A 23,634-nucleotide genomic window follows, 5' to 3' on the forward strand; every position below is an offset into this window, starting at 1 on the left:
ACTGCATATTACATCCCTTGTTAAACCTTTTTAACATTGGATTTTATTTAATCGAGATAAAAGAATGAAACTTTACAAGAAAGAATGAAAAGGAAAAATAATAGTAGTAGGTGTTAAATTTAAATCTAAGAGATTACTAGCCTTTAGATAGTTTGAATGATCATCAAGGAAAGCCTCTCTTAAAGGTTTAACAGAACAAAATAAATTGACGTTTGTGAGTCTTTTTTGTTTGTCAAAATTTATTAATACTTCGTATGAATTATTAATTGAGATGGCATAAGCATTGATAGATTGATCAATTTTAAGATGATGTATTGGGGTGTTTTTATTAAAAGAAATGCTGCCTTCTGAATGAAACAGAATTAACGAGAAGAAACTTAATGCAAGCGTTAAAAATAAACAGTTAAACTTTGACATTTAGCTTGAAATTGATGATGTAAATGTATAAATAAAGAATGTTAATAAAATGATAAATATTTAATAATTATTGATGTCCAATAATTTAATGAGATTTTGGAAAATTCATCTTTGCAATCAAATTTCTGAACTCCGGATAATTTTTTAAATTGTCAAATATTGGATCAATATTGATATAAGGCATGTTTGAATCATGATCATTGTAAGCCTCGTAAAGATAATTAATGGCCAAATCGTTGTTCCCTGACCTGGTATAGAGCGTACCTATTCGCCAAGGTGTCACATATATGTCTGAAGAACGATTAATGAGAAACTCGGCCAAACTATTTAAGGCGCTTGGATAACCCCCGCTAGCGTACCCGTTTTTAAGTGCTAAAACGGCCTCTTTATCATTTTCGGCCTCATAAGATCTGACAAAAATTTCATAAGCCTTATCATATTCTTTGTTATTGTGATAGGCCGAGCGCAATGTTGAAAGGGCTAAAGGATCTTTTGGATTAAATTGTAAAATCTTATTTAAAACAGCAATGGCTTCTGGAAATTTTCTGCTATAATTTAAATCCATAGCATATACGGCTTGAAAGAGTGGTGTTACAGGATCAAGTTCCAGTGCCTTTTCAATTTGTTGTAAAGCCATCTTGGGCTCTCCAATAATGTATAAATAATGAGAATAATAAGCACGCGTAAAGGCTTGATTTGGGTTAAGTGCTAAAGCTTTCTTGTAAGCGATGCCTGCTTTTTTCCAATCCCATTTACCCCAGGTGTTCCATAAAGCAATACTATAGTGAACTTCAGGTAAAGAATTATCTAGTTCAAGTGCTTTTGTCATCAAAGAATCTAATTTCGGAATCACTTCAATGCCCCGAACAATTCCATTTTGCATTTTTGCAGCTCCAACTGAAGCAATTCCAGCGTAGGCTGCTGCATAATTTGGATCTATCTTTAGCGCGAGTAGAAAATATTTAAGAGATTGTTCTAAATCATTTTCAGTAAGCTTCATCCAATAAAATATGCCTTTAAGATAGGCCTGATATGCCTCTGGGTCAACTTTCTTAGCACTTGATAATAATAATTTCTCTTGTTCCGTTAAAGTCAGATCCATTTCATTTGCAATTTGTTGCGAAACTTCATCAAATAAGGAATAAATTTCACTCATAGGTTTTTCAAAAATTTGTGCCCATATAGTCCGTTCTTTGGGAAATGCCTTTATCAATCTAAAATTTAACTGAACCGTGTCTTCAAATTTCATAATATCTGCTTCAAGAATGGCATCAACCCCCAACTCCTTTGCTATTTCTGAAATTGATTTCTCTGAATTTTCATATTTTAAAGTTGATCTGGGAGGAGTGGTTCGTAGAGAACTTATTTTAGATACATTTGTTATCAAATTAGAATGAAGGCCGGCTGCTAAATACATTCGATTATCATTTTCAGTAAAATTTCTTAAAGGAAGTATAGCCAGAGATTTCATAGCTCTTGTATCTGCCGATTTATATTCATTTAGCGCCCACCAAGTGCCAATAGTCACAAAACTTATAATGATAATTACACTTAAAAATAGATTCCAGATAATTGATTTCTTGCTTTTTTGAGCCTGATTATTTTCAATCTCTTCTGGTTTTGTTTTTATAATCCCTTCCGGGGTCATATCATAAACCCACCCAAGAATTATGGCTATTGGGAAACCAATTATGAGTGTAATAATAATCAGTTTCATTACCCAAGGAGAAGCTTGAAAACTACTGGTAACCAAACCAGCAATTTGAGCCAGCAACCATGCGGTAATCCCATAAGAGATTGCAACGCCATAGACTTTTCGTCTCTTTAATTCAGAAAAGATTTTTTTAGGATCCATAAGTTAAATTTACGGAATAATTAAAGATTATTAGACAGATTGAAAGGTAATGTTGAGTCTGCTTAATAGGAATAATCAAAAAAAATGTTTCAAAAGAAAATGTATTAAAGTTATATCAGCGAGATGGCTGAAAATATTTACGCATGAAATATGGTTAATTGAATATATGTAGAAATCCTGTATGAAAAATTTGGTTTCTGTCATAAGGTAGTAGCTCAGAAATTACTTTACTATCTTTGAAAATATGGGTTTATTAAAGTTGAAAACCCTTATTTAATATAATAAAATATACTATCATAAAAAAAGCGTGCTATTTAGCACGCTTTTTTTATAAATAATGGTATGAATCTATTCATTCATGTGTCTAATTTCATAGATAAAAGTTTCTAAATCTACACCGTTAGCCACTAAGGTTAAAGCCTTATCAACAATGTACTTGACGTTTTCAGGATGAAACCCTAATCCCACACCAATTTTTCTAAGTAATATTTCTTCATGATCACCTTTAATATGGTCTACATATACCATACGCGCCAAATCATATAAACGCTCTAAACGAACATCATAAGACAGCGGTGGATTAATAGGATGAGATTGATAATCTTTTAAAATCAGTTTATAATCAGATTCATTAATATCTAAATTGTGTGCTAACCTATCCAAAAATTCTTTTTCTTCAGCCGTAATAATACCGTCATCCATGGCTACTCTTACAATAGCAGCAAAATGATCTTCATTACGTTTTTTAAAACCACTATCAAATAAATCTGAAATTGACATATTTTAATATTTATTTACTACAAATATATATAAACTATAAGCCTATTAAAAATTAAATTCTTTCTTTTTTGGCAATTCATTTTGCAATCAAACACCCTGTTTTCTCAACTTTAGTTTATATTATAAAAAAATAAAAAGAGCTGAAAAAATGGGTTAATCACAAAGATAAACTACTTATAAAAATAATGCATCTTGATTCAATATTCGTAATTCTTAAACTATATTTGCACCTTTATTGCACCAAATTTATTTTAAGAAGGTGTAAAAATCAGTATACTTGAGTAAAACAGTTTTGTTACAAACTTATGAACGGGTTTTGCAGACGCAAATTCTTCAAACTGCTATTGCCCAAAGCCAAAGTAAAACACATTTAAAAGGCTTAGTAGGTTCTTCTTTGTCTTTCGTAATTTCCAATGCCTTTAAGCAGTCAGAAAAGCCATTTTTAATTGTTTTTAATGATAAGGAAGAAGCGGCATTTTATTTAAATGACCTAGAGCAGTTATGTGGGGAAAAGGATGTCTTTTTTTACCCGGGAAGTTACCGCAGACCTTATCAAATTGAAGAAACAGATAACGCTAATGTGTTATTACGTGCTGAGGTTTTAAATCGTATAAATTCTAGAAAAAAACCAGCAATAATAGTCACTTATCCAGATGCACTTTTTGAGAAAGTAGTAACCAGAAAGGAGTTAGACCGCAACACCTTAAAGATTAATGTGGGCGATAAGCTTTCTATTGATTTTATAAACGAAGCCCTTTTTGAATACCAGTTTAAACGGGTTGATTTTGTGACTGAACCAGGAGAATTTTCAGTTCGCGGTGGGATTGTAGATGTGTTTTCATTCTCACATGACGTGCCGTATAGAATGGAATTTTTTGGTGATGAGGTGGACAGTCTCAGAACGTTTGATGTAGAAACCCAGTTATCTATCGAGCAAATAAAAAAAATAAACATCATTCCCAATGTTGAAAATAAGTTTTTAGATGAGCAGCGCGAAAGTTTTTTAAAATACATGGCGCAGAAAACCACTGTCTTTTTTAAGAATGCCGATTTATTTTTCTCAAGAATTGATGATTTTTTCTTAAAAGCAGAAGATGCTTTTAAAACCCTTTCCACCACTTTAAAACACGCCCAGCCAAATGAATTATTCTGTAATTCAACTTTGCTAAAAAGACAGCTTTTAGATTTTTCAATTGTTGAATTCGGGACCACCACAATATTTGCCAAATCAGCAGAAAACAATGTGGTCTTTAATACCACACCACAACCATCATTTAACAAGCAGTTCGACCTGTTAATTGAAGATTTGAATGCCAACTATGATAAAGGTTTTACTAATTATATTGTTTGTGTTAGTGAGCAGCAGGCAAAACGGTTTCATGACATTTTTGATGATTCCCATTTAGAAGTAAAACCCTATAAAACTATTGTCCTTTCTTTACATCAGGGCTTTATTGATCATGAAAATAAAATACTTTGTTATACAGATCATCAGATTTTTGAACGCTATCATAAATTTCAGATTAAAAATGGCTATGCTAAAAAGCATGCTATTACCTTAAAAGAACTCACAAATCTTGAAATAGGTGATTATGTGACACATATAGATCATGGGATTGGACGTTTTGGCGGGTTACAAAAAATTGATGTAGAAGGGAAGAAACAGGAAGCAATAAAATTAGTTTACGGTGAGCGCGACATCTTGTATTTAAGTATTCACTCATTACATAAAATCACCAAGTTTAATGGTAAAGATGGCAAACCGCCTAAAATATATAAACTGGGTAGTAATGCCTGGAAAGTTCTTAAGCAAAAAACAAAATCCAGGGTTAAGGAAATTGCCTTTAATTTAATACAACTCTATGCCAAGAGAAAAACTGAAAAAGGCTATCAGTATAACCCAGACAGCTATATACAATTAGAATTAGAATCATCGTTTTTGTATGAAGATACGCCAGATCAAATAACGGCAACGGCAGATATTAAAGCCGATATGGAAAGCGAAAGACCAATGGACAGATTGGTGTGCGGTGATGTTGGGTTTGGTAAAACAGAAGTGGCTATTCGTGCGGCTTTTAAAGCAGTTGATAATGGCAAACAGGTGGCAGTTTTGGTACCAACCACCATTTTGGCCTATCAGCACTCCAGAACCTTTACTGAGCGCTTAAAAGATTTTCCTGTAACAGTAGATTATTTAAATAGATTTAGAACGACAAAGGAAAAAAGAGAAACGCTTGAAAACCTGGAAAAGGGTAAAGTAGATATCATTATTGGAACTCATCAATTAGTCAATCAAAACGTAAAATTTAAAGATTTAGGATTGCTTATTGTTGATGAAGAGCAAAAATTTGGAGTTGCCGTTAAAGAAAAACTAAAAACCTTAAAAGAAAATGTCGATGTACTGACTCTGACAGCTACACCTATTCCAAGAACACTGCAGTTTAGTTTAATGGCAGCTAGAGATCTATCTGTGATCACCACGCCGCCACCAAACCGTTATCCTATTGAGAGTCACGTGATTCGTTTTAATGAAGAGGTGATTCGTGATGCTGTGAGTTATGAGATAGAACGTGGCGGACAAATATTTTTTATTCACAATCGTATTGAAAACATTAAAGAAGTAGCAGGCTTGATTCAACGTTTGGTACCGGATGCTAAAATTGGTATTGGACACGGACAACTAGATGGGAAAAAATTAGAAAACCTAATGCTTCAATTTATGAATGGTGCTTTTGATGTCTTGGTAAGTACAACTATAGTTGAAAGCGGGCTGGATGTGCCTAATGCCAATACTATTTTTATAAATAATGCGAATAATTTTGGTTTGAGTGATTTACACCAAATGCGAGGAAGAGTAGGTCGTAGTAACAAAAAAGCCTTCTGTTATTTTATTACACCCGAATATTCTGCAATGACTGATGATGCCAGAAAACGTATAACTGCGTTAGAACAATTCACTGAATTGGGTAGCGGGTTTAATATTGCCATGAAAGATCTTGAAATTCGGGGCGCCGGTGATTTATTAGGTGGGGAACAAAGTGGATTCATTAATGAAATTGGTTTTGAAACCTACCAGAAAATATTAAATGAAGCCATTGAAGAGTTAAAAGAAACTGAATTTAAAGATTTATATCAGGAGGATTCACATGACAAAGAATATGTAAAAGATGTTACCATTGATTCTGATTTTGAATTATTATTTCCAGATGATTATGTCAACAATATTACTGAACGTTTAAACCTATATACGCAGCTCAATAATATTAAAACAGACGAAGAATTGAAAACTTTTGAGTCGCAACTCATAGACCGTTTTGGAGAACTTCCTACATCAGTTGTGGATTTATTAAATAGTGTAAGAATAAAGTGGATAGCCAGTAAGATCGGGTTTGAAAAAATAGTGATGAAACACGGTAAATTAGTGGGGTATTTTATTAGTGACCAGCAAAGTAATTTTTACCAAAGTAAATGGTTCACCAAAGTGCTGCAATTTGTTCAGGCAAATCCGAATATTTGTAAAATGAAAGAAACACAAACGCGTAATGGTTTACGTTTATTACTTACTTTTGAATCTATTAAATCGGTTAAACAAGCTTTATCTAAGTTAGAACCTATTGTGGCTTAATTTTTGTCAAGAATTAATAAATTTTTATCATGCTAAAACGACTTATTTTTTTAATAACCATTTTGCCAGGCCTCCTTTTTTCACAACACACCATTAAAGGAACATTTACAAACTCAAAGGATTATAAATATGCTTTGTTGTATAAAATATTGCCTTTATCAACCTCTTATATTGGAAACGCAGAAATTAAAGAAGACGGAAGTTTTATATTACCTGTAGATGCGTCTGCCACAGCTGGCATGTATAAGATTGTATATGCCATGCCGAAGGAAGAATATAATTTTGACCTCATTTACAATTCCAAAGAAGATATTGAATTCACTTTTGATACTGAAACAGGCATCACTTACCAAGAATCTATTGAAAACAAATTGGTAACGGGTTATACCAGTAGCATGTCAATAATAAGCCAAAGTATTTCAAATTTTTTCAGACAGCAAAGTAAGGATACCGCTCCCTTAATGGATATTTTTAAAACTCAACGGGAAACCCAAACCAGTTTTGAGGAAGCGGCCACAGGTACTATTGCTTTAGAATTTATTAGAGCTAACAGACCCTTTATTCCAGATCATTTTGAAACAATTCAGGAGTATATAAAAAATCTGGAAAATCATTTTTTTGACCATGTAGATTTTAAAAATGTGACTTTACAAAGCTCTGATTTTTTACTAGACAGAATGTATAATTATATTCTTGGTATGGGTAAAGATAATCATGATATTTCGGCTGCTTACAAAAAGAATATCGATGTTTTTTATAAAGCTATGGATGATGCACCCATAGCAATTAAAAGCAGTTTATTGCTTCAATTATGGCGAAGTATGGCTGATTCTGATTTTGAAAATGTGGCGAATTATATTTCAGACACCTATTTAATAAGTATTGCTAAATCATTAAATGATCAGGTTCTTATAGATGAGTTAGTTCAGTTTAAAAACACTTCAAAAGAAAGTAAAGCGCCAGATTTTTATTTGGATGAAACAAAAAAACTAAGTGATTTAACGGGTCCAGAGTATTATGCACTTGTTTTTTGGAGTAGTACTTGTTCTCACTGCCTTAATGAGATCCCTCAATTAGAAGCCTATATTAAAACTTTAAAGGAAGGAGAGCTTCAAGTGATTGCCATAGGTCTTGAAGATGATGATATAAACTGGTCTAAAAAAATTAAGGATTTTCCAGATTTTATTCATGTTTTAGGATTGGGTAAATGGGATAACGAAACAGGAAACAAATATGATATAAAGGCGACACCCACTTATTTCATTTTAGATAAAAATAAGAGAATTGTTGCCAAACCTAATGATGTTGAGGCCTTAAAAAGCTTTTTCCATAAATAATATTTTGATTATTAATGGCTTAAAATTAGAAATGATAAAAGGCATTTTCTAAATGCGTTATGTTATAGTTTTTACCTTCTTTAACTATAGCAATAATATCAAACCTTACTTCAACATCCAAATTATTTAGGGTGATATATTCATCAACAGCTTTTACTAATCTTTTAATTTGACCTGGTTTTACAAAATCTTGAGGATTGCCAAAATCTGTAGTAGATCTGGTTTTTACTTCTATAATAGCAAGGGCGTCTCCTTTTCTCGCTATAATATCAACTTCAGCTTTATCAAATCTAAAATTTCGCTCTATAATGTAGTAGTCCTTTTTCAATAGATAATCAATTGCTAGTTGTTCGCCCTTTTTACCAAGCTCGTTGTGTTGTGCCATAGTTAAACGAAGAGGATTGTGAAATTAAATTATTATGGTTTTAAAAATACATAAAAAAGTTTATTATAAAGATTTTTAGACAAGGCTAAAAAAATATTTACTCTTAAGTAAAATTTATTATCTTTGTATTATAAATAGTTGCTATGGTAACATTATCTGAAGAAAATTATTTAAAGGCAATTTATCATCTGGGAAAGCAGGGAAAAGTTGCAGTAAGTACGAACGCTATTGCCGAGAAAATTGAAACTAAGGCCTCTTCCGTTACTGACATGATAAAAAAATTAGCTGATAAAAACTTAGCTAATTACGTGAAGTATCAAGGAGTCAGTTTAACCAATGAAGGACGATTAGCGGCAGCTTCTGTCATAAGGAAACATAGGCTCTGGGAAGTGTTTTTGGTAAACAACTTAAACTTCACCTGGGATGAAGTACATGAAGTTGCGGAACAATTAGAACATATAAAATCATTAAAATTAGTGAATGAACTGGATGCCTTTTTAGAGTATCCAACACATGATCCACACGGTGATCCAATTCCAGATAAGGACGGTAATTATTCACCTATAAAAAGTATTAATATTCTTGAAATTGAAGAAGGTAAGGAAGGGGTTTTGTCTTTTGTTAAAGATTCTTCGGATGTTTTTTTAAAATACTTAAACAAAAATGACTTGGCTCTAGGAGATTCTATAAAAGTATTAGATTTTGAACCTTTTGATAAGTCTTTATCTATAGAAACTAAAAGCCGAAAACTGATTATTTCAAAGGAAGTAGCTCAAAATTTATATCTAAGTCTTTAAGAATGATGGCATACAATCCAATAACAGCACTTGTTTTATTTTTCGCCTTTTCGGCGTTATTGTTTCTAATATTTAGGCCAGTAAAGGGTTGGTTTTGGATTGTGAAAAAGAACTTCAACAGTAATGAAAAGATTATTATTGAAGACATATTAAAACAGTTGTATCATTTTGAAAATTCAGGAAACAAAGTAGATATGAAAACTTTGGTTCAGGTATTAGACTTTAATAATAATAGAATTGTTGAGGCTATAAAAAAAATGACCATCAATGATTTGATCTATTTTGAATCAGATGTTTTAAAACTTACAGAGACCGGAAGAGAATATGCCTTGCGTATTGTAAGGGTGCATAGACTTTGGGAACGTTATTTAGCAGATAGGACCGGATTTAGTAAAACAGAATGGCATGATAGAGCAGAATTGATGGAGCATCAGCTAAGCCATGATGAGACTGAAAAATTAGCGGCGCATTTAGGGAATCCGAAATATGATCCGCATGGAGATCCTATTCCAACCAGAACTGGAAAAATGGCTCAAGTTAAAGGTGTGGAATTACCTTTATTAGCCGTGAATACCATTGGCAGAATTACCCATATTGAAGATGAACCCGAGGTTATTTATAAACAGATTTTAGCTGAAAACATTCACATAGGCTCCTTTATTAGAGTTACGGAGAATAATGCTACAAGAATCGTTTTTGAATCTGAAGGAGAAGAATTTAAGTTGGCACCTATAGTAGCGGCTAATTTAACGGTGGCTCCCATTGAAAAAGAAGTTGTTTTGGAAGACAATATTGCCAGATTGTCAAGTTTAAAGGAAGATGAATCAGCTAAAATCATTGGAATTTCTAAGGAAAGCAGAGGAGAAAGTAGACGGCGTTTATTAGATCTTGGATTTGTAAAAGGAGCAGATATTAAAATAGACCTCTTAAACCCTTTAGGGGAGCCTCATGCGTATTTGATTAAGGGAACCTCTATTGCTTTGCGTAAAAATCAAGCCTCAAAAATTCTTATTAAAAAAGTGTAAACAATGGAAACTAAAATAAAAAGTGCCTGTGAAACCTGTGCACATTTTAATGCAGATGGTTTAAAAAAATTAGGTATTAGCACAGATAATTTTGATTTTGTGGTGGCCTTAGCAGGCAATCCAAATACAGGGAAAAGCACGGTTTTTAATGCTTTAACAGGGTTGCGCCAGCATACAGGAAACTGGCCAGGAAAAACGGTAACACGGGCTGAAGGAGCCTTTCAATATAATGACCAAAAATATAAATTAGTTGATTTACCCGGCACTTATTCATTGCTTTCAACTTCTGAAGATGAAGAGGCTGCCAGAGATTTTATTCTCTTTGGAAAACCAAATGTGACAGTTATTGTGGTTGATGCCAACAGATTAGAACGTAATTTGAATTTGGTGTTGCAAATCTTAGAAATTACTGATAAGGCTGTTTTGTGTTTAAATTTAATGGATGAAGCTAAACGTAACAAAATATCTATTGATGAACGTACTTTATCTCGTGATCTAGGAATTCCGGTAGTGGCGACAAGTGCCAGATTTAATGAAGGAATCCCAAATTTAATTCAAACCATTAGCGAAGTCGCTAACGGAACCATTATTTGTAAACCATATCGCATCAAAAATGTTCCTGAAAATATTGAAAAGGCCGTAAAAAAATTGACCACTGAAATTGAAAAGGAGTTTCCTAATATTCCAAACAGCAGATGGATAGCCTTCAGGTTACTGGAAGGTGATGCCCAAATAATTAAGGCCTTAAAACAAGGTGAATTGGTATAAATACTAGAAAATGAATAATAAAAATATTGACAATATTATTGAATTATCAAACGAATTACGCTGGCAAATAGGCGATGATTTTCATGATAATTTAACCGAAAGCATTTATGCTGATGCCGCTGATATTGTTAAGGACACTGTTCAAATTGATAATACAGAAAAACGATTTAGGTTAGATGCCAAAATTGATAAAATAGTGACCAGTAAAACCTTTGGTTTTCCTATAATGTTCTTAATTCTCGGAACCGTATTATGGTTAACTATCATTGGTGCAAATTACCCATCGGCCCTATTAGCTGATTTATTGTTAGACATTATTCACCCTGTTTTAAAAAACGGAGCGGCCAGCATCAATATGCCTTGGTGGCTTGGAGGGTTTTTAATAGATGGCGTTTATTTGGCAGTAGCTTGGGTTATAGCCGTTATGTTGCCACCAATGGCTATATTTTTCCCTATGTTTACCTTACTTGAAGATTTTGGCTATTTACCAAGAGTTGCCTTTAATTTAGATAATTTATTCAAAAAGTCTGGAGCCCATGGTAAGCAAGCTTTAACCATGAGTATGGGTTTTGGTTGTAATGCGGCTGGTGTAGTGGCTACAAGAATTATTGATAGCCCCAGAGAACGCTTAATTGCCATTATTACCAATAATTTTTCATTGTGTAATGGCAGATGGCCTACACAAATTTTAATAGCCACTATTTTTATTGGTGCAGTTGTCCCAGCTGCTGTGTCAAGTTTAGCTGCTTTAATGGCGGTTATAGGGATTGCTGTATTAGGGATGACATTTATGTTTGCAGTATCTTGGGCGTTATCAAAAACCGTTTTAAAGGGAGAAGTCTCAACATTTAACCTAGAATTGCCTCCATATAGACCACCACGTTTTTGGAAAACTATTTATACCTCACTCATTGATAGAACCTTAATTGTGTTGTGGCGTGCCGTAGTATTTGCCGCACCTGCAGGAGCGGTTATTTGGTTGATTTCCAATTTGTATATTGGGAATGAAAGTATCGCCGCTTGGGCTATTGATTCATTTGATGGTTTTGGATTTCTCTTAGGTTTAAATGGCGTTATTTTACTCGCTTATATAGTGGCAATTCCGGCCAATGAAATAGTTATTCCTACAATTTTGATGCTAACGGTTTTAGTTACGGGAATTTCAGGGGGCGCAGGAGCAGGTGTCATGTTTGAATTGGATTCAGTAAATGCTACTGCCGAGATTTTAAAAGCAGGAGGCTGGACACTATTAACAGCCATTAACTTAATGTTATTTAGTTTATTACATAATCCCTGCAGTACAACTATTTATACCATTTATAAGGAAACAAAAAGTGTAAAATGGACCGTTTTTGCTTCTATTATGCCCGTTATTTTAGGGTTTGTGGTAACTTTTTTGGTCGCTCAACTTTGGCGCATAATTTTTTAATAACAATAAAGAAAATTGAATTATTTAACTTTGGTTTTGTGCTTAATAGGCTTATCAGTATTTTCACAAACCATTATAACTGATAGACCAGACCAAACAGAAAGTTCTACAACTATTGAAAAGGGAAGTTTACAAATAGAAACTGGTATTTTATTGGGTTTCACCGAAGATGATTTTATTTCGGATAGACAAGTTCTAGCGCCAACAACTTTATTTAGATATGGTATCACAAAGGGCATGGAGCTAAGGGTATTGAGTCAGTTTGAAAGTTTAAAAGACCAAAACACGTCCCAAAAAATAAGTGGAATTAGCGATTTAGAAATAGGAACTAAAATTCAGTTATATCGAAGAGAAAACATAAATACTGAGATTGCTTTTCTTTCACATATTATCCTTCCAACAGGTTCAAAATATTTAACAAATGATAAATTTGGGACAATAAATAAACTTTCTATTTCTCATGAATTAAATGATACAATGAATATTGGGTACAATGGTGGGTATGATTATTTTGGCGAAGGCAAAGGCAATTTAACCTATTCGGTGGCTTTAGGAATATCTATTACCGATACTTTCGGACTGTATATGGAACCTTATGGGAATTTAATTGAATTTGATGTGCTCGAGGCCAGTTTTGACGCAGGGATTACATATTTACTAAAGGATAATGTTCAGTTAGACTTTTCTTTTGGGACAGGAATCAATCACACAATGAATTATTTGTCTTTGGGATTTAGTATAAATATAGCAAAAGTAAATATGGATTAATGACAACCACAATCACCTTCTTCGCCACATGATTTTTTAGATTGTTTTTTTTTCAAAAAGAATTTGGTGATTAAAAACCCTAAGGCTAAAATTAATGCAGCAATTGCTAATATGTTTTGAATAAATGGATTCATAATTATTGTGTCATAATAAGCCCAGTTGTTTTAATCAGTATTTATTTATTTCAATAACTGAAAAGCAATTAGAGCTACAATATATGCAAATAAGGTCATTATAGTTAGTTGTAAAATGGGCCATTTCCAGCTATTTGTTTCTCTTTTTACGATGGCTAGTGTACTCATACATTGCATGGCAAATGCATAAAACAACAATAAAGAAATACCTGATGCAAAATTAAATAATGGGCCTCCAAGAATGGGATTCACTTCTCCTGCCATTCTGTTTTTAATCGTTTCTTCTTCGTCGCTACCAACGCTGTAAATGGTAGCTAAAGTTCCAACAAATACTTCACGTGCCGCAAAAGAGCTTACTATTGCAATACCAATTTTCCAATCATAACCCAAGGGTCTGATGGCTGGTTCAATAGCACGCCCGGTTATGCCAATAAAAGAGTGTTCTAATTTGTGAGTGGCTACCTTTTGTTGAAATTCCTCTTGAGATAAATTTTGGTTGGCGTATTCTTTAGTGGTTATTTCTTCAGCATTTTTAAAATCATCTCCAGGACCAAAGGAAGCTAAAAACCAGAGTACAATTGAAATAGCTAATATTATTTTTCCTGCACCAAACACAAATGATTTTGTTTTTTCTAATACAGTAATAGCCACATTTTTTAATAAAGGCAATTTGTAATTTGGCATCTCTACCACAAAAAAAGCTTTGCTTTTAATTTTTAAAACCCTGTTTAATATATATGCAGACGAAACGGCTGCTATAAAACCTATAAGATACAATAACATGAGTGTTAAAGCTTGATAGCCCAAACCAATAAAACGGCCTTCAGGAATAACCAAAGAAATAATAATTAAATATACTGGAAGTCTGGCAGAACATGTGATAAAGGGGGTGACTAAAATGGTAATTAATCGTTCTTTCCAGTTTTCAATATTTCTGGTGGCCATAATAGCCGGAATGGCACAGGCGGTTCCAGAAATAAGAGGAACAATACTCTTTCCACTAAGTCCAAATCGCCTCATGATTCTGTCCATTAAAAAAACTACGCGACTCATATAACCACTTTCTTCAAGTACAGATATAAATAAAAATAAGAAGGCTATTTGAGGAATAAATATCACAATCCCTCCTAGCCCAGGAATAATGCCTTCGGCTAATAAACTCGTAAATATGCCTTGAGGTAATTGGTTTTTTGTCCATTCACTTAATGAGGCAAATGTAGTGTCAATAAAATCCATTGGGATACTTGACCAATCATAAATGGCTTGAAAAATAGTAAGTAGAATGATAAAAAAGATAAGATAACCCCAAACCTGATGCGTTATAATTCTATCAATTTTCATTCTTAAATCTTTGGCCTGCGTAACGTCAATTGTTTGTCCCTTTTTTAAAACCTCATTTATAAACTGATAGCGTTTAATGGTTTCTTTTTGCTGTAACCGTTTTAAATCACCTTTTGATTTGGTTTTAAAATTGGCAACCGCGTCAATTTCATTTCTGTCTGTTTTACCAAAATTAACATCTTGAGTAATAACCAACCAAAGTTTATAAATAAGTTGATTTGGAAAGGCATTTTGTAAATTTTCAAAATAATCTTTATCAATTTCAGTAATATCTATATTGTGGCTAATTGAAAGGTCTTTATAATTAGAAATCAAAGTTTTTAATCTCTCAATACCTTGATTTTTTCTGGTACTTACTAAGGCTATTTTCGTTTTAAGATGTTCTTCTAAATATTCCAAATCAAGAGAAATGCCTTTATAAGTCATTCTGTCCGCCATATTAATAACCAAAATAGTGGGGATCTCTAAGTCTTTAATTTGAGTAAAAAGTAAAAGATTGCGCTTTAAATTTTCAACATCACTAACGACGACAGCCAAATCAGGAAAGTCTTTGTCGTTTTTATTTAAAAGCAGTTCTATAACAACATTTTCATCCAGTGATGAAGCGTTTAAACTATAGGTGCCGGGTAAATCAATGATATGCGCTTTTACGCCTCTTGGCAATTTGCAAACACCTTCTTTTTTTTCAACCGTAATGCCAGGGTAGTTACCAACTTTTTGGTTTAATCCTGTTAATGCGTTAAAAACTGAAGTTTTCCCTGTGTTTGGATTTCCAATTAAAGCAACATTGATTTGTTTACTCATGTGCTATTTTTTAATTAAAATATGCATGGCAGTCTCTTTCCTAATAGCTAAGTGGGTGCCGTTTATATTTAAGTACATGGGATCATGAAAAGGAGCCACCTGAACTAACTCCACAAAATTACCTGGTAAACACCCCATTTCTAGAAGTTTTAAAGGGATATGAATTGATGAAACATCAGTAATTATACAGCGTTCGCCACGTTTTATGTTTGCTAAAGTATCCTCCACGCTTATTTAGATTGATTTTAAAGAAGTAAAAGTAGTGTAAAATTTTAGGGTAAAAAAATAGTTAATAAAAAACTATTTGACGGGTTCATTTTTCAAAATTTTGATGTCGTCAAGTAAGCGTTCTATATCTTCCTTGCTGGTGCCATCATAAAACCCTCTAATTTGTCTTTTCTTATCAATTAGCATAAAATTTTCTGTGTGAATCATATCATATTCATCGCCATTCCCAAATGTTTTTACAGCAAGATAACTTTTTCTAGCCAATTCATATATTTGCTTTTTATCTCCGGTGACTAAGTTCCATTTTTTATCATCAACTCCCTTTTCTAGAGCGTATTTTTTAAGTTGTGCTACGTCATCAATCTGAGGAGTTACTGAATGTGATAATAGCATGACGTCATTATCATCAATAATTTCTTTTTGAATTTCTGCCATATTTGTGGTCATTATAGGGCAAATAGTTTGACAAGTTGTAAAAAAGAAATCAGCCACATAAATTTTATCTTTATAATCGGCTTGGGTAATAATTTTGCCATTTTGGTTGATAAGACTAAAATCAGCTATTTTATGATATTTTTTTTGATACTGAATGGTACTATCAACTAATTCAGTACTTACCATGGCAGGTTGGTAAACAGGTAAAGGTTGATAGACATTTAATTTATTGTAAATGATTGACAATATTACAATTGAAATAATCAAAAAAACAATGGCGAACTTTTTATAGTCCTTAAAAAACAATAACATTTATAAGTAAGTAAAATTTATACGAATACAAAAATACAATGAATTTCAAACACCCTAAATTATATCGATACTTAAATTAATGTTAAATGCATTAGCATAAAATATTTGTCTTTTTAAAGTTGGTTTAAAAGCTTACTTTTGTGCGATTATAAAAATTTGAAAGAAGAACTATGGAGTTTGTAATTAAAATATCTCAATTTTTATTAAGCCTTTCTCTACTTATTGTTTTACATGAATTTGGACATTTTATTCCTGCAAAGGCATTTAAAACAAGAGTTGAAAAGTTTTATTTATTTTTTGATGTAAAGTTTTCTTTGTTTAAAAAGAAAATAGGAGATACGGTTTATGGAATTGGTTGGTTGCCCCTGGGAGGTTATGTGAAAATTTCCGGGATGATTGATGAAAGTATGGACACTGAACAAATGGCTCAAGAACCACAACCTTGGGAATTTCGTTCAAAACCGGCTTGGCAAAGATTAATCATTATGTTAGGTGGTGTTACTGTTAATTTTGTGCTTGCCATACTTATATATATTGGTATGAGTTATTATTATGGCGATAAATTTCTGCCTAATGATAATATTAAAGACGGTCTTTTAATTGAAAACACCGTTGCTAATAAAGCCGGGTTATTAACAGGAGATAGAATTATTGCTGTTGATGGAAGTAAAATAGAAACCTTTTCAGAAATTTCAGAAAAGGTATTATTTGGTAAAGAAATTACTATTGAAAGAAATGGAGAACAGTCTGTTGTTACCTTACCTGAAGACTTTTTATCTCAATTAATTGATTCCAAACAAAAGGGACTCATTGATTTGAGAACTCCATTTGCCATTGTTGAAGTTCCGGATTCCTCTCAAAATAAAGGGAGTGGAATTAGAAAAGGAGATATTATAATTGGTTTAAATGATTATAAAACTAAATACGCTGATGAGGTTAAACTGGCCTTAGAACAATTGAAAGGACAAGAAGTATCAGCAACGGTATTAAGAGATGGCAATCAAATTTCGTTTCCTCTAAATATTAGTAAAGATGGTAAATTGGGGTTGGTTTATGCTGCTGGATCTACTCCAGAGACTTTAGAAGCCCTGGGTTATTATCAATTTAATACAAAGAGTTATGGTTTTTTTGAATCATTCCCGGTTGGGTTAAACAAAGCCTATGAAAAGGTAGATTCTTATATTACTCAGTTTAAAGCTATTTTTACCCCAAGCACAGGTGCTTACAAAGGCGTAGGAGGGTTTAAAGCCATTTATGATATATTCCCTAATTTCTGGAATTGGCAGGTGTTTTGGAGTATTACAGCATTTTTATCCATTATGCTGGGGGTTTTAAATTTATTACCTATACCGGCACTTGATGGAGGTCATGTGATGTTTTTATTATATGAAATGATCTCAGGCAGAAAACCAGGAGACAAATTTATGGAGTATGCTCAAATGGTAGGTTTTTTCATATTAATTGCCTTAGTTTTGTTTGCAAATGGTAATGATATTTTTAAAGCTATTTTTAATTAAAACTTTTTTAAATATTATATTTGCAGTAAATAAAAATATATATATATTTGCGCTCGCAAAAGCGAAAAGATAACACTCCTCCTTAGCTCAGTTGGTTAGAGCATTTGACTGTTAATCAAAGGGTCCTTGGTTCGAGCCCAAGAGGGGGAGCCATATTAGACAAGCCATCAGAAATGATGGCTTTTTTATTGTCTAATTTACCGCATGCCTTACTAACTCTACCAAGAAGCTCTATCACAATATTCTGTTCTTTGGTTCGACACTTGCTTTTTGAAATAATCAATTTTTTAGGAATTAATAAACCAAGTAAGCTAGTTTTTGTCTCAAAGTTTCCATTGTGATAAAATTGAGGTATATTTTTGAGTGCCTTAAGGGCCTGTTCAATTATATTTTTTGAAATACCTGTAGCACCTTTAAGCCATTCATATTCGGCCTTTAAAGACATCAAATCTTCTTCATATCTTTTAGTTATGCGATTGAATACTTCAGATGAAATTTCATCTTTTGCTAGTTTGTCTTCTGTGTTTTCGATTTTTGCTGAAGTTTCATCTATTTTAATTTTTATTTGATTCATAGTTTTAATTTTATTACCGAGCTTATTTTTCTGCATATCAATTATAATTTCTTTGTATAATTCTAATATATTGTCATTTACATTAATACTATCTAAAACCTCGTTTTTAAACATCAGTTCTGCTGAAACCGCTGATATACGATTTTTACATGTCTTTCTGCAATGATAATATGCGTAATCGCCACCATTACCTTTGGAAATACTTCCAGTTAAACTACTGCCACAACACTCACATTCAAGAAATCCTCTTAGAGGTAATACTTCGTTTTTTTTAGAAGGTGGTTTTGCATTTCTGTTTCTTCCCTCTAATACGTCTTGTACTTTATTGAACGTCACTGTATCAATTATGGCATCATGTAATCCATCAATCCAATATGTGTCATCTTTCTTATATTCGGGTACTTTAGTCATGCCTAAATAAACTTTATTCTTCAGTAGATTGTAGAATGATTGCTTACAGCCTTTATACCCTCTTTTCTTGAAGTCTCTTCTTATTACTTCACTTGGTCGCAACCCTAATGATACTTCTAAAAAAATATCATAGACTAGTTTATGATATTTATTAGGTTCTATGGATGCGTATTTGCCAAATTTATGCCTCTTATAACCAAAGGGAACACGACCTACCCAAGCACCATCTTTCGTGGCTTTATATAAGCCGTCTTTAGTGCGTCTAGAAATTTCATCATTTTCAACTTCTGGCATTATTAGGAAAAGTGATAGCATGACCTTATTAGTGGGAATGGACATGTCTAATGGCTGTTCTACTGCATTTAGTTCAACACCCCAGTTTCTAAATTTTCTTATTACTCTCATTGATTCTTCGAGGTTTCTCGAAAATCTATCCCATTTTGTAAATAGCACTTGCTTTATGTCTTTGCGGTTTGCTTTTACGTAAATTTCTAGCTTTTTCCACTCAGGACGATTAAAGTTTTTTGCTGAATAATCTTCAGTAAATTCTTTAGCAATTTCAATGTTTTTTATTTCGCAATATTTATTTAATACTTCGCTTTGTAAGTCTCTACCATGACCCTTAGTTGCTTGTTCATCGGTACTTACTCTTGTGTATAATATTGTTTTCATAATTTAATTTGTTTCTTGCTGAATTTCAGCGATGTTATAAAGAAAGAGACGAATTATTTCAATCTCTTCATTTGTATATTCTATTCCATTTCTATTTAAAATGTTTTTACATTTTGTTAAACTTAACATGATTACTAACCACTCTTTTCCTCTTTTTTTTACTAGGAGTGGCGAGGTACATTATTTTTTATAGTCTATCGACTGTAACTATAATCTCTATAGTATTTTTTCCGTTTTGGCATAGGACGGAAACGAACCTCAAGCTAAAAGCCGATGCTTTTGGAAAATCTAATGACTTTCCAGGTCGAAAAATTTAAACTATGTTTAAATAAGAAGTGACTTTTAGCAGATTGCTTTTAAGTCATAGTGTAAATGCCCGTAATCTTCATTTTATTTGTTGGGCAGAAGAAAGTTATTGTACAAGTCGCTATAAAATAGCACTATAAAAGTCTTGTGAAGCAATTATACTACACAAACAAAAAAAATACAAGTTTTTTACCAGGTTATTTTCATAAATTTGGTAATTAACTTACAAAACAGCCTTAAAACACCATATAATACATGTTCGAAAACACCTTTAAAAATATAGACGACCTACTTTACAAAGATTCTGGAGCCGATAGTGAGTTAGATTATATAGGACAAACCTCATGGGTTATGTTCTTACGGTATCTGGACGAACTGGAGCAAGATAAAGCAGATGAAGCCGAACTAAGAGGTGAAGACTATCAATATATATTAGACCCAGAATACCGCTGGCCAGCTTGGGCGATGCCAAAGGGTCCAGACGAAAAATTAGACCATCATAAAGCCAAGACTGGTCCAGACCTTATTACGTTTGTTGACGGTAAACTGTTCCCATATTTATCAGGCTTTAAACAAACCGCAGACCACGCCCAAACCATAGAATATAAAATTGGTGAAATCTTCTCCGAGCTGAAAAACAAAATACAAAGTGGCTATATTTTACGGGATATTTTAGATTATGCCGATGGGCTCCCATTCCGCTCTTCAACCGATAAGCATGAGTTGAGTGCCTTGTATGAAGAAAAGATAAAAAACATGGGTAATGCTGGGCGTAACGGTGGGCAATATTACACGCCAAGACCGCTTATTAGAGCCATGATTAGTGTGACGGACCCAAAGATAAGCGAAACGGTTTATGATGGTGCAGCGGGTTCCTGTGGCTTCCTGTGTGAGGCGTATGAGTACATGTATAATCGCATGGATAAAACCACAGACAATCTTCAAACCTTACAGGAAAAAACCTTTTACGGTAAAGAGAAAAAGAACTTGGCATATGTAATTGGTATTATGAACATGATTCTGCATGGCATAGAAGCTCCAAACATTATACACACCAATACACTGGGAGAAAACATACGGGACATTCAAGAGAAAAACCGTTACCATGTTATTCTGGCCAACCCACCATTTGGAGGAAAAGAACGCCCAGAAGTACAGCAAAACTTTGATATTAAAACAGGAGAAACCGCCTTTTTATTTTTACAGCATTTTATAAAAAGTTTAAAAACAGGTGGTCGAGCTGCTATTGTTATAAAAAATACATTTTTAAGCAATACGGATAATGCAGCCGTGGCTTTGCGTAAATTACTTTTGGATGGTTGTAACCTCCACACAGTATTAGATATGCCGGGTGGAACCTTTTTGGGTGCTGGAGTAAAAACGGTGGTGTTGTTCTTTCAAAAAGGAGAACCCACTAAAAATATTTGGTTTTACCAACTGAATGCTGGGCGTAATATGGGTAAAACAAACGCTTTAAATGATAATGACCTTAAAGAATTTGTAGAATTACAAACAACTAAGCCTGAAACCGAGCAGTCATGGAATATTAAAGTGGCTGATATAAATGGGGAAACTTTCGACCTTAGCGTTAAGAACCCAAACACACCAGAAGAAGCTCCATTGCGCAGTCCAGAAGATATTTTAGCTGAAATGGAATTGTTAGATGATGAAACTAATACCATTCTTCAATCGATTAAAGAGTTAATATGAATAAAGATTGGAAGTATGGAATATTAGATAATGCCGTCAAAAAAGGGTCTTCAAATATTTCGTTAAATAAGATTCAGAAAGATGAAGGGCCTTATCCAGTTTTTGGAGCCAAAGGTTTTATGAAAAATGTTTCTTTTTATCATCAGGAAAGAGATTATTTGGCGTTGATAAAAGATGGTGCTGGAATAGGGAGAGTATCGAAACACCCAGCTAAGTCATCTGTTTTGGCTACAATGCAATATATTATACCAAAAGAAGGATATGATATTGATTTTATAAGATATTTTTTAGAAGGATTAGATTTTGAGGATTATAGAACAGGTAGTACAATACCTCACATCTATTATAAAGATTATAAAAATGCTAGATTTCCACTAGTTGGAGTTAACGAACAACAACAAATCGTAGCCATTTTAGATGAAGCCTTTGAAGCCATAGACCAGGCCAAAGCCAATATTGAGAAAAATATAGAAAATGCTAAAGAGTTGTTTCAATCTAAACTCAATGATATCTTTTGCCAAAAAGGTGAGGGTTGGGTGGAGAAGACTTTGGGTGAGGTTTGTATGAAAACAAAAAATATTAGGTGGAAAGACCATAAAAATAAGGAATATCAGTATGTTGATTTAAGTTCTGTTTCTAGAGAAACACTAGAAGTAACAGAAACAGTAATTATTAATGATAAGAACGCACCAAGCCGAGCAAAAAAAATTATTGAAAAGGGAGATGTAATATTTGCTACTACCAGACCAACACTAAAAAGAGCAACTATTATTGATAAAGAACTAGATGGTCAAATTTGTAGTACTGGTTTTGTGGTTTTAAGACCAAATGAAAAGATTAGTGCAGATTGGATATTTTTCTATCTTCTAACGTCTACTTTCATGGATAGAATGGAATCCTTACAACGTGGAGCAAGTTATCCAGCCGTTACCGATAGTGATGTAAAGGACTCATTATTATCGGTTCCAACATCAAAGATAATTGAGAGTAAATATGTTAGTCTAATGGGTCAATTACGAGAAAACACGAATGAACTCGTTATTCAATATCAGGAAAAATTAAATTCACTAGAAGAACTCAAAAAATCTATACTTCAAAAAGCCTTTGTTGGTGAGTTAACTAATAAACAACTAATAACGATTTAATATGCACTTTTTTTATATTGATGAGGCTGGCTGTAACTTAAGAGATTTAACTAATACTGAATCACCAATTTTTACTTTGGGAGGTATTATTGTTAAAGATAAGGGGTGGAACAAAACCCATACAGAGTATGAGAAAATCGTAAATGCGTATTTTGATAATTCTATTCCAGAAAATTTTGAGTTGCACTCACACGAACTGTTATCACCGAATGGAGATGGATTTTTTGAAAATCATGATAGAGCACGAAGAAATAAGTTTGCTATCGATATACTAAACCTATTAGTAGATAGAGGGCATCAAACATTTTTGCATGCAGTACATAAAGAAAGGCTGAATTTATATAATACATCTTCAATAAGAGATAAAGACCATGTAGAATTAAAAACACCTTATCTTTTGGCTTATGAAAATAGTATTTCAATGATTGAATGGTATGTAAAAGTTAGGCTTGGTTCAACTGCAAGAGGTATGGTGATTATTGATGAAAAAGATTCAATAAAAACTGAAATCGAAGGGTTGACGAAACATAGACGTTTTCATCCAACCAAATCGAAAAGAATAAAATGGATTTCTGAGTTTAGTTATCCAATTGATTCTAGAAAAAACCCCATGGTGCAGATTTCAGACTTGGTATGTTTTTCAGCTAAAAAGTATCTGGAAATTGAAAATGGATATCGGGATGGATACCCAAGTGCCGCTAAAGATTTTTATAGAGATTTATATAGAATTATTGATGAAAGATTAATTAAAAAAACTCCAGTACCAGAAGAAGGAAGGTATTCAGGGGGTTTCAATACTTTTATTAATAATATTACAGCAAAACCAGCTAGAGGCTGGGACAGTAGAACTTATTAGTTT

At 33.0% G+C, this 23,634-nt stretch carries 20 protein-coding genes and 1 tRNA gene; 12 read left to right on the forward strand and 9 right to left on the reverse strand.

Annotated features, from left to right (window positions below; genetic code table 11):
* Nucleotides 1-72: 72 nt before the first annotated feature.
* The 3 genes from V8G56_RS01810 to V8G56_RS01820 all read right to left on the reverse strand — a co-directional run bounded on the left by V8G56_RS01810 (nt 73) and on the right by V8G56_RS01820 (nt 3,052).
* Nucleotides 73-417 carry a hypothetical protein gene (locus tag V8G56_RS01810; RefSeq protein ID WP_395436754.1) on the reverse strand — a complete coding sequence of 115 codons (345 nt, stop codon included), beginning with the start codon at nt 415-417 and terminating at the stop codon, nt 73-75.
* An 85-nt stretch (nt 418-502) separates the two neighbouring features.
* Entirely contained in the window at nt 503-2,272 is a 1,770-nt protein-coding gene (locus V8G56_RS01815) for a TPR end-of-group domain-containing protein (RefSeq protein WP_395436755.1), read from the reverse strand.
* Nucleotides 2,273-2,620: 348 nt separating this feature from the next.
* Complete coding sequence (locus tag V8G56_RS01820) at nt 2,621-3,052, reverse strand: TerB family tellurite resistance protein (protein WP_331628274.1); 432 nt, start codon at nt 3,050-3,052, stop codon at nt 2,621-2,623.
* 277 nt (nt 3,053-3,329) lie between these two features.
* Here V8G56_RS01820 and mfd point away from each other — a divergent pair, with 277 nt between their 5' ends.
* Together mfd and V8G56_RS01830 are read left to right on the forward strand one after the other, a co-directional pair.
* Nucleotides 3,330-6,677 carry a transcription-repair coupling factor gene (gene mfd / locus V8G56_RS01825; protein WP_395436756.1) on the forward strand — a complete coding sequence of 1,116 codons (3,348 nt, stop codon included), beginning with the start codon at nt 3,330-3,332 and terminating at the stop codon, nt 6,675-6,677.
* 29 nt (nt 6,678-6,706) lie between these two features.
* Nucleotides 6,707-8,014 (forward strand): TlpA family protein disulfide reductase, encoded by a 1,308-nt coding sequence (locus V8G56_RS01830; RefSeq protein WP_395436757.1) that lies wholly within the window; start codon nt 6,707-6,709, stop codon nt 8,012-8,014.
* A 25-nt stretch (nt 8,015-8,039) separates the two neighbouring features.
* On the opposite strand, the gene V8G56_RS01835 is transcribed toward V8G56_RS01830, so the two are convergent.
* Nucleotides 8,040-8,399, reverse strand: a complete 360-nt coding sequence (locus tag V8G56_RS01835) for a YraN family protein (RefSeq protein ID WP_395436758.1) — start codon at nt 8,397-8,399, stop codon at nt 8,040-8,042.
* 143 nt (nt 8,400-8,542) lie between these two features.
* On the opposite strand from V8G56_RS01835, the gene V8G56_RS01840 reads away from it, so the two are divergent.
* From V8G56_RS01840 to V8G56_RS01860, 5 genes are read left to right on the forward strand one after another with little or no spacing between them, the layout of a single operon-like run.
* Complete coding sequence (locus V8G56_RS01840) at nt 8,543-9,196, forward strand: metal-dependent transcriptional regulator (protein WP_331628266.1); 654 nt, start codon at nt 8,543-8,545, stop codon at nt 9,194-9,196.
* A 2-nt stretch (nt 9,197-9,198) separates the two neighbouring features.
* Nucleotides 9,199-10,221 carry a metal-dependent transcriptional regulator gene (locus V8G56_RS01845; RefSeq protein ID WP_395436759.1) on the forward strand — a complete coding sequence of 341 codons (1,023 nt, stop codon included), beginning with the start codon at nt 9,199-9,201 and terminating at the stop codon, nt 10,219-10,221.
* Nucleotides 10,222-10,224: 3 nt separating this feature from the next.
* Nucleotides 10,225-10,989: a FeoB small GTPase domain-containing protein gene (locus V8G56_RS01850; RefSeq protein WP_395436760.1), complete on the forward strand. Its 765-nt coding sequence runs from the start codon at nt 10,225-10,227 to the stop codon at nt 10,987-10,989.
* Nucleotides 10,990-10,999: 10 nt separating this feature from the next.
* Entirely contained in the window at nt 11,000-12,418 is a 1,419-nt protein-coding gene (locus V8G56_RS01855; protein WP_395436761.1) for a nucleoside recognition domain-containing protein, read from the forward strand.
* Nucleotides 12,419-12,433: 15 nt separating this feature from the next.
* Nucleotides 12,434-13,186 (forward strand): transporter, encoded by a 753-nt coding sequence (locus V8G56_RS01860; protein ID WP_395436762.1) that lies wholly within the window; start codon nt 12,434-12,436, stop codon nt 13,184-13,186.
* On the opposite strand, the gene V8G56_RS01865 is transcribed toward V8G56_RS01860, so the two are convergent.
* The 4 genes from V8G56_RS01865 to V8G56_RS01880 form a co-directional block, all read right to left on the reverse strand.
* Entirely contained in the window at nt 13,183-13,320 is a 138-nt protein-coding gene (locus V8G56_RS01865) for a FeoB-associated Cys-rich membrane protein (protein ID WP_395436763.1), read from the reverse strand. The two genes, V8G56_RS01860 and V8G56_RS01865, sit on opposite strands and share 4 nt — an antisense overlap.
* A gap of 45 nt (nt 13,321-13,365) precedes the next feature.
* Nucleotides 13,366-15,465, reverse strand: coding sequence for a ferrous iron transport protein B (gene feoB, locus V8G56_RS01870; protein ID WP_395436764.1), 2,100 nt, complete (start codon nt 15,463-15,465; stop codon nt 13,366-13,368).
* Between the two features lie 3 nt (nt 15,466-15,468).
* Nucleotides 15,469-15,693: a FeoA family protein gene (locus V8G56_RS01875; protein ID WP_395436765.1), complete on the reverse strand. Its 225-nt coding sequence runs from the start codon at nt 15,691-15,693 to the stop codon at nt 15,469-15,471.
* Nucleotides 15,694-15,765: 72 nt separating this feature from the next.
* Entirely contained in the window at nt 15,766-16,440 is a 675-nt protein-coding gene (locus V8G56_RS01880; RefSeq protein WP_395436766.1) for an SCO family protein, read from the reverse strand.
* Between the two features lie 170 nt (nt 16,441-16,610).
* Between V8G56_RS01880 and rseP the strand changes: the two genes are divergently transcribed.
* The gene (rseP, locus tag V8G56_RS01885; RefSeq protein WP_395436767.1) at nt 16,611-17,957 is read left to right on the forward strand and encodes an RIP metalloprotease RseP; all 1,347 of its coding nucleotides are present in this window, start codon (nt 16,611-16,613) and stop codon (nt 17,955-17,957) included.
* A 76-nt stretch (nt 17,958-18,033) separates the two neighbouring features.
* Nucleotides 18,034-18,110 (forward strand) — tRNA-Asn (locus tag V8G56_RS01890).
* On the opposite strand, the gene V8G56_RS01895 is transcribed toward V8G56_RS01890, so the two are convergent.
* Nucleotides 18,073-19,614 (reverse strand): recombinase family protein, encoded by a 1,542-nt coding sequence (locus tag V8G56_RS01895; protein WP_395436768.1) that lies wholly within the window; start codon nt 19,612-19,614, stop codon nt 18,073-18,075. The genes V8G56_RS01890 and V8G56_RS01895 overlap by 38 nt on opposite strands.
* A 561-nt stretch (nt 19,615-20,175) precedes the next feature.
* On the opposite strand from V8G56_RS01895, the gene V8G56_RS01900 reads away from it, so the two are divergent.
* The 3 genes from V8G56_RS01900 to V8G56_RS01910 are packed head-to-tail and all read left to right on the forward strand — an operon-like array spanning nt 20,176 to nt 23,631.
* On the forward strand, nt 20,176-21,630 hold the full coding sequence (locus V8G56_RS01900; protein ID WP_395436769.1) for a class I SAM-dependent DNA methyltransferase: 1,455 nt from the start codon (nt 20,176-20,178) through the stop codon (nt 21,628-21,630).
* Entirely contained in the window at nt 21,627-22,775 is a 1,149-nt protein-coding gene (locus tag V8G56_RS01905; protein ID WP_395436770.1) for a restriction endonuclease subunit S, read from the forward strand. The genes V8G56_RS01900 and V8G56_RS01905 overlap by 4 nt, the downstream gene beginning before the upstream one ends.
* Nucleotide 22,776: 1 nt before the next feature.
* On the forward strand, nt 22,777-23,631 hold the full coding sequence (locus tag V8G56_RS01910; RefSeq protein WP_395436771.1) for a DUF3800 domain-containing protein: 855 nt from the start codon (nt 22,777-22,779) through the stop codon (nt 23,629-23,631).
* Nucleotides 23,632-23,634: the final 3 nt, after the last annotated feature.

The sequence above is a fragment of the Gaetbulibacter aquiaggeris genome (assembly GCF_044003965.1).
Classification (GTDB): Bacteria; Bacteroidota; Bacteroidia; order Flavobacteriales; family Flavobacteriaceae; genus Yeosuana; species Yeosuana aquiaggeris.

What these genes read in the sequence shown, in the direction of transcription:
- V8G56_RS01880 (WP_395436766.1), bottom strand. Translation starts at nt 16,440, where the DNA reads ATGTTATTGTTTTTTAAGGACTATAAAAAGTTCGCCATTGTTTTTTTG.
- V8G56_RS01840 (WP_331628266.1), top strand. Translation starts at nt 8,543, where the DNA reads ATGGTAACATTATCTGAAGAAAATTATTTAAAGGCAATTTATCATCTG.
- V8G56_RS01830 (WP_395436757.1), top strand. Translation starts at nt 6,707, where the DNA reads ATGCTAAAACGACTTATTTTTTTAATAACCATTTTGCCAGGCCTCCTT.
- V8G56_RS01810 (WP_395436754.1), bottom strand. Translation starts at nt 417, where the DNA reads ATGTCAAAGTTTAACTGTTTATTTTTAACGCTTGCATTAAGTTTCTTC.
- V8G56_RS01895 (WP_395436768.1), bottom strand. Translation starts at nt 19,614, where the DNA reads ATGAAAACAATATTATACACAAGAGTAAGTACCGATGAACAAGCAACT.
- V8G56_RS01910 (WP_395436771.1), top strand. Translation starts at nt 22,777, where the DNA reads ATGCACTTTTTTTATATTGATGAGGCTGGCTGTAACTTAAGAGATTTA.
- V8G56_RS01855 (WP_395436761.1), top strand. Translation starts at nt 11,000, where the DNA reads ATGAATAATAAAAATATTGACAATATTATTGAATTATCAAACGAATTA.
- V8G56_RS01835 (WP_395436758.1), bottom strand. Translation starts at nt 8,399, where the DNA reads ATGGCACAACACAACGAGCTTGGTAAAAAGGGCGAACAACTAGCAATT.
- V8G56_RS01815 (WP_395436755.1), bottom strand. Translation starts at nt 2,272, where the DNA reads ATGGATCCTAAAAAAATCTTTTCTGAATTAAAGAGACGAAAAGTCTAT.
- V8G56_RS01900 (WP_395436769.1), top strand. Translation starts at nt 20,176, where the DNA reads ATGTTCGAAAACACCTTTAAAAATATAGACGACCTACTTTACAAAGAT.
- feoB (WP_395436764.1), bottom strand. Translation starts at nt 15,465, where the DNA reads ATGAGTAAACAAATCAATGTTGCTTTAATTGGAAATCCAAACACAGGG.
- V8G56_RS01850 (WP_395436760.1), top strand. Translation starts at nt 10,225, where the DNA reads ATGGAAACTAAAATAAAAAGTGCCTGTGAAACCTGTGCACATTTTAAT.
- V8G56_RS01905 (WP_395436770.1), top strand. Translation starts at nt 21,627, where the DNA reads ATGAATAAAGATTGGAAGTATGGAATATTAGATAATGCCGTCAAAAAA.
- rseP (WP_395436767.1), top strand. Translation starts at nt 16,611, where the DNA reads ATGGAGTTTGTAATTAAAATATCTCAATTTTTATTAAGCCTTTCTCTA.
- V8G56_RS01865 (WP_395436763.1), bottom strand. Translation starts at nt 13,320, where the DNA reads ATGAATCCATTTATTCAAAACATATTAGCAATTGCTGCATTAATTTTA.
- V8G56_RS01820 (WP_331628274.1), bottom strand. Translation starts at nt 3,052, where the DNA reads ATGTCAATTTCAGATTTATTTGATAGTGGTTTTAAAAAACGTAATGAA.
- V8G56_RS01845 (WP_395436759.1), top strand. Translation starts at nt 9,199, where the DNA reads ATGATGGCATACAATCCAATAACAGCACTTGTTTTATTTTTCGCCTTT.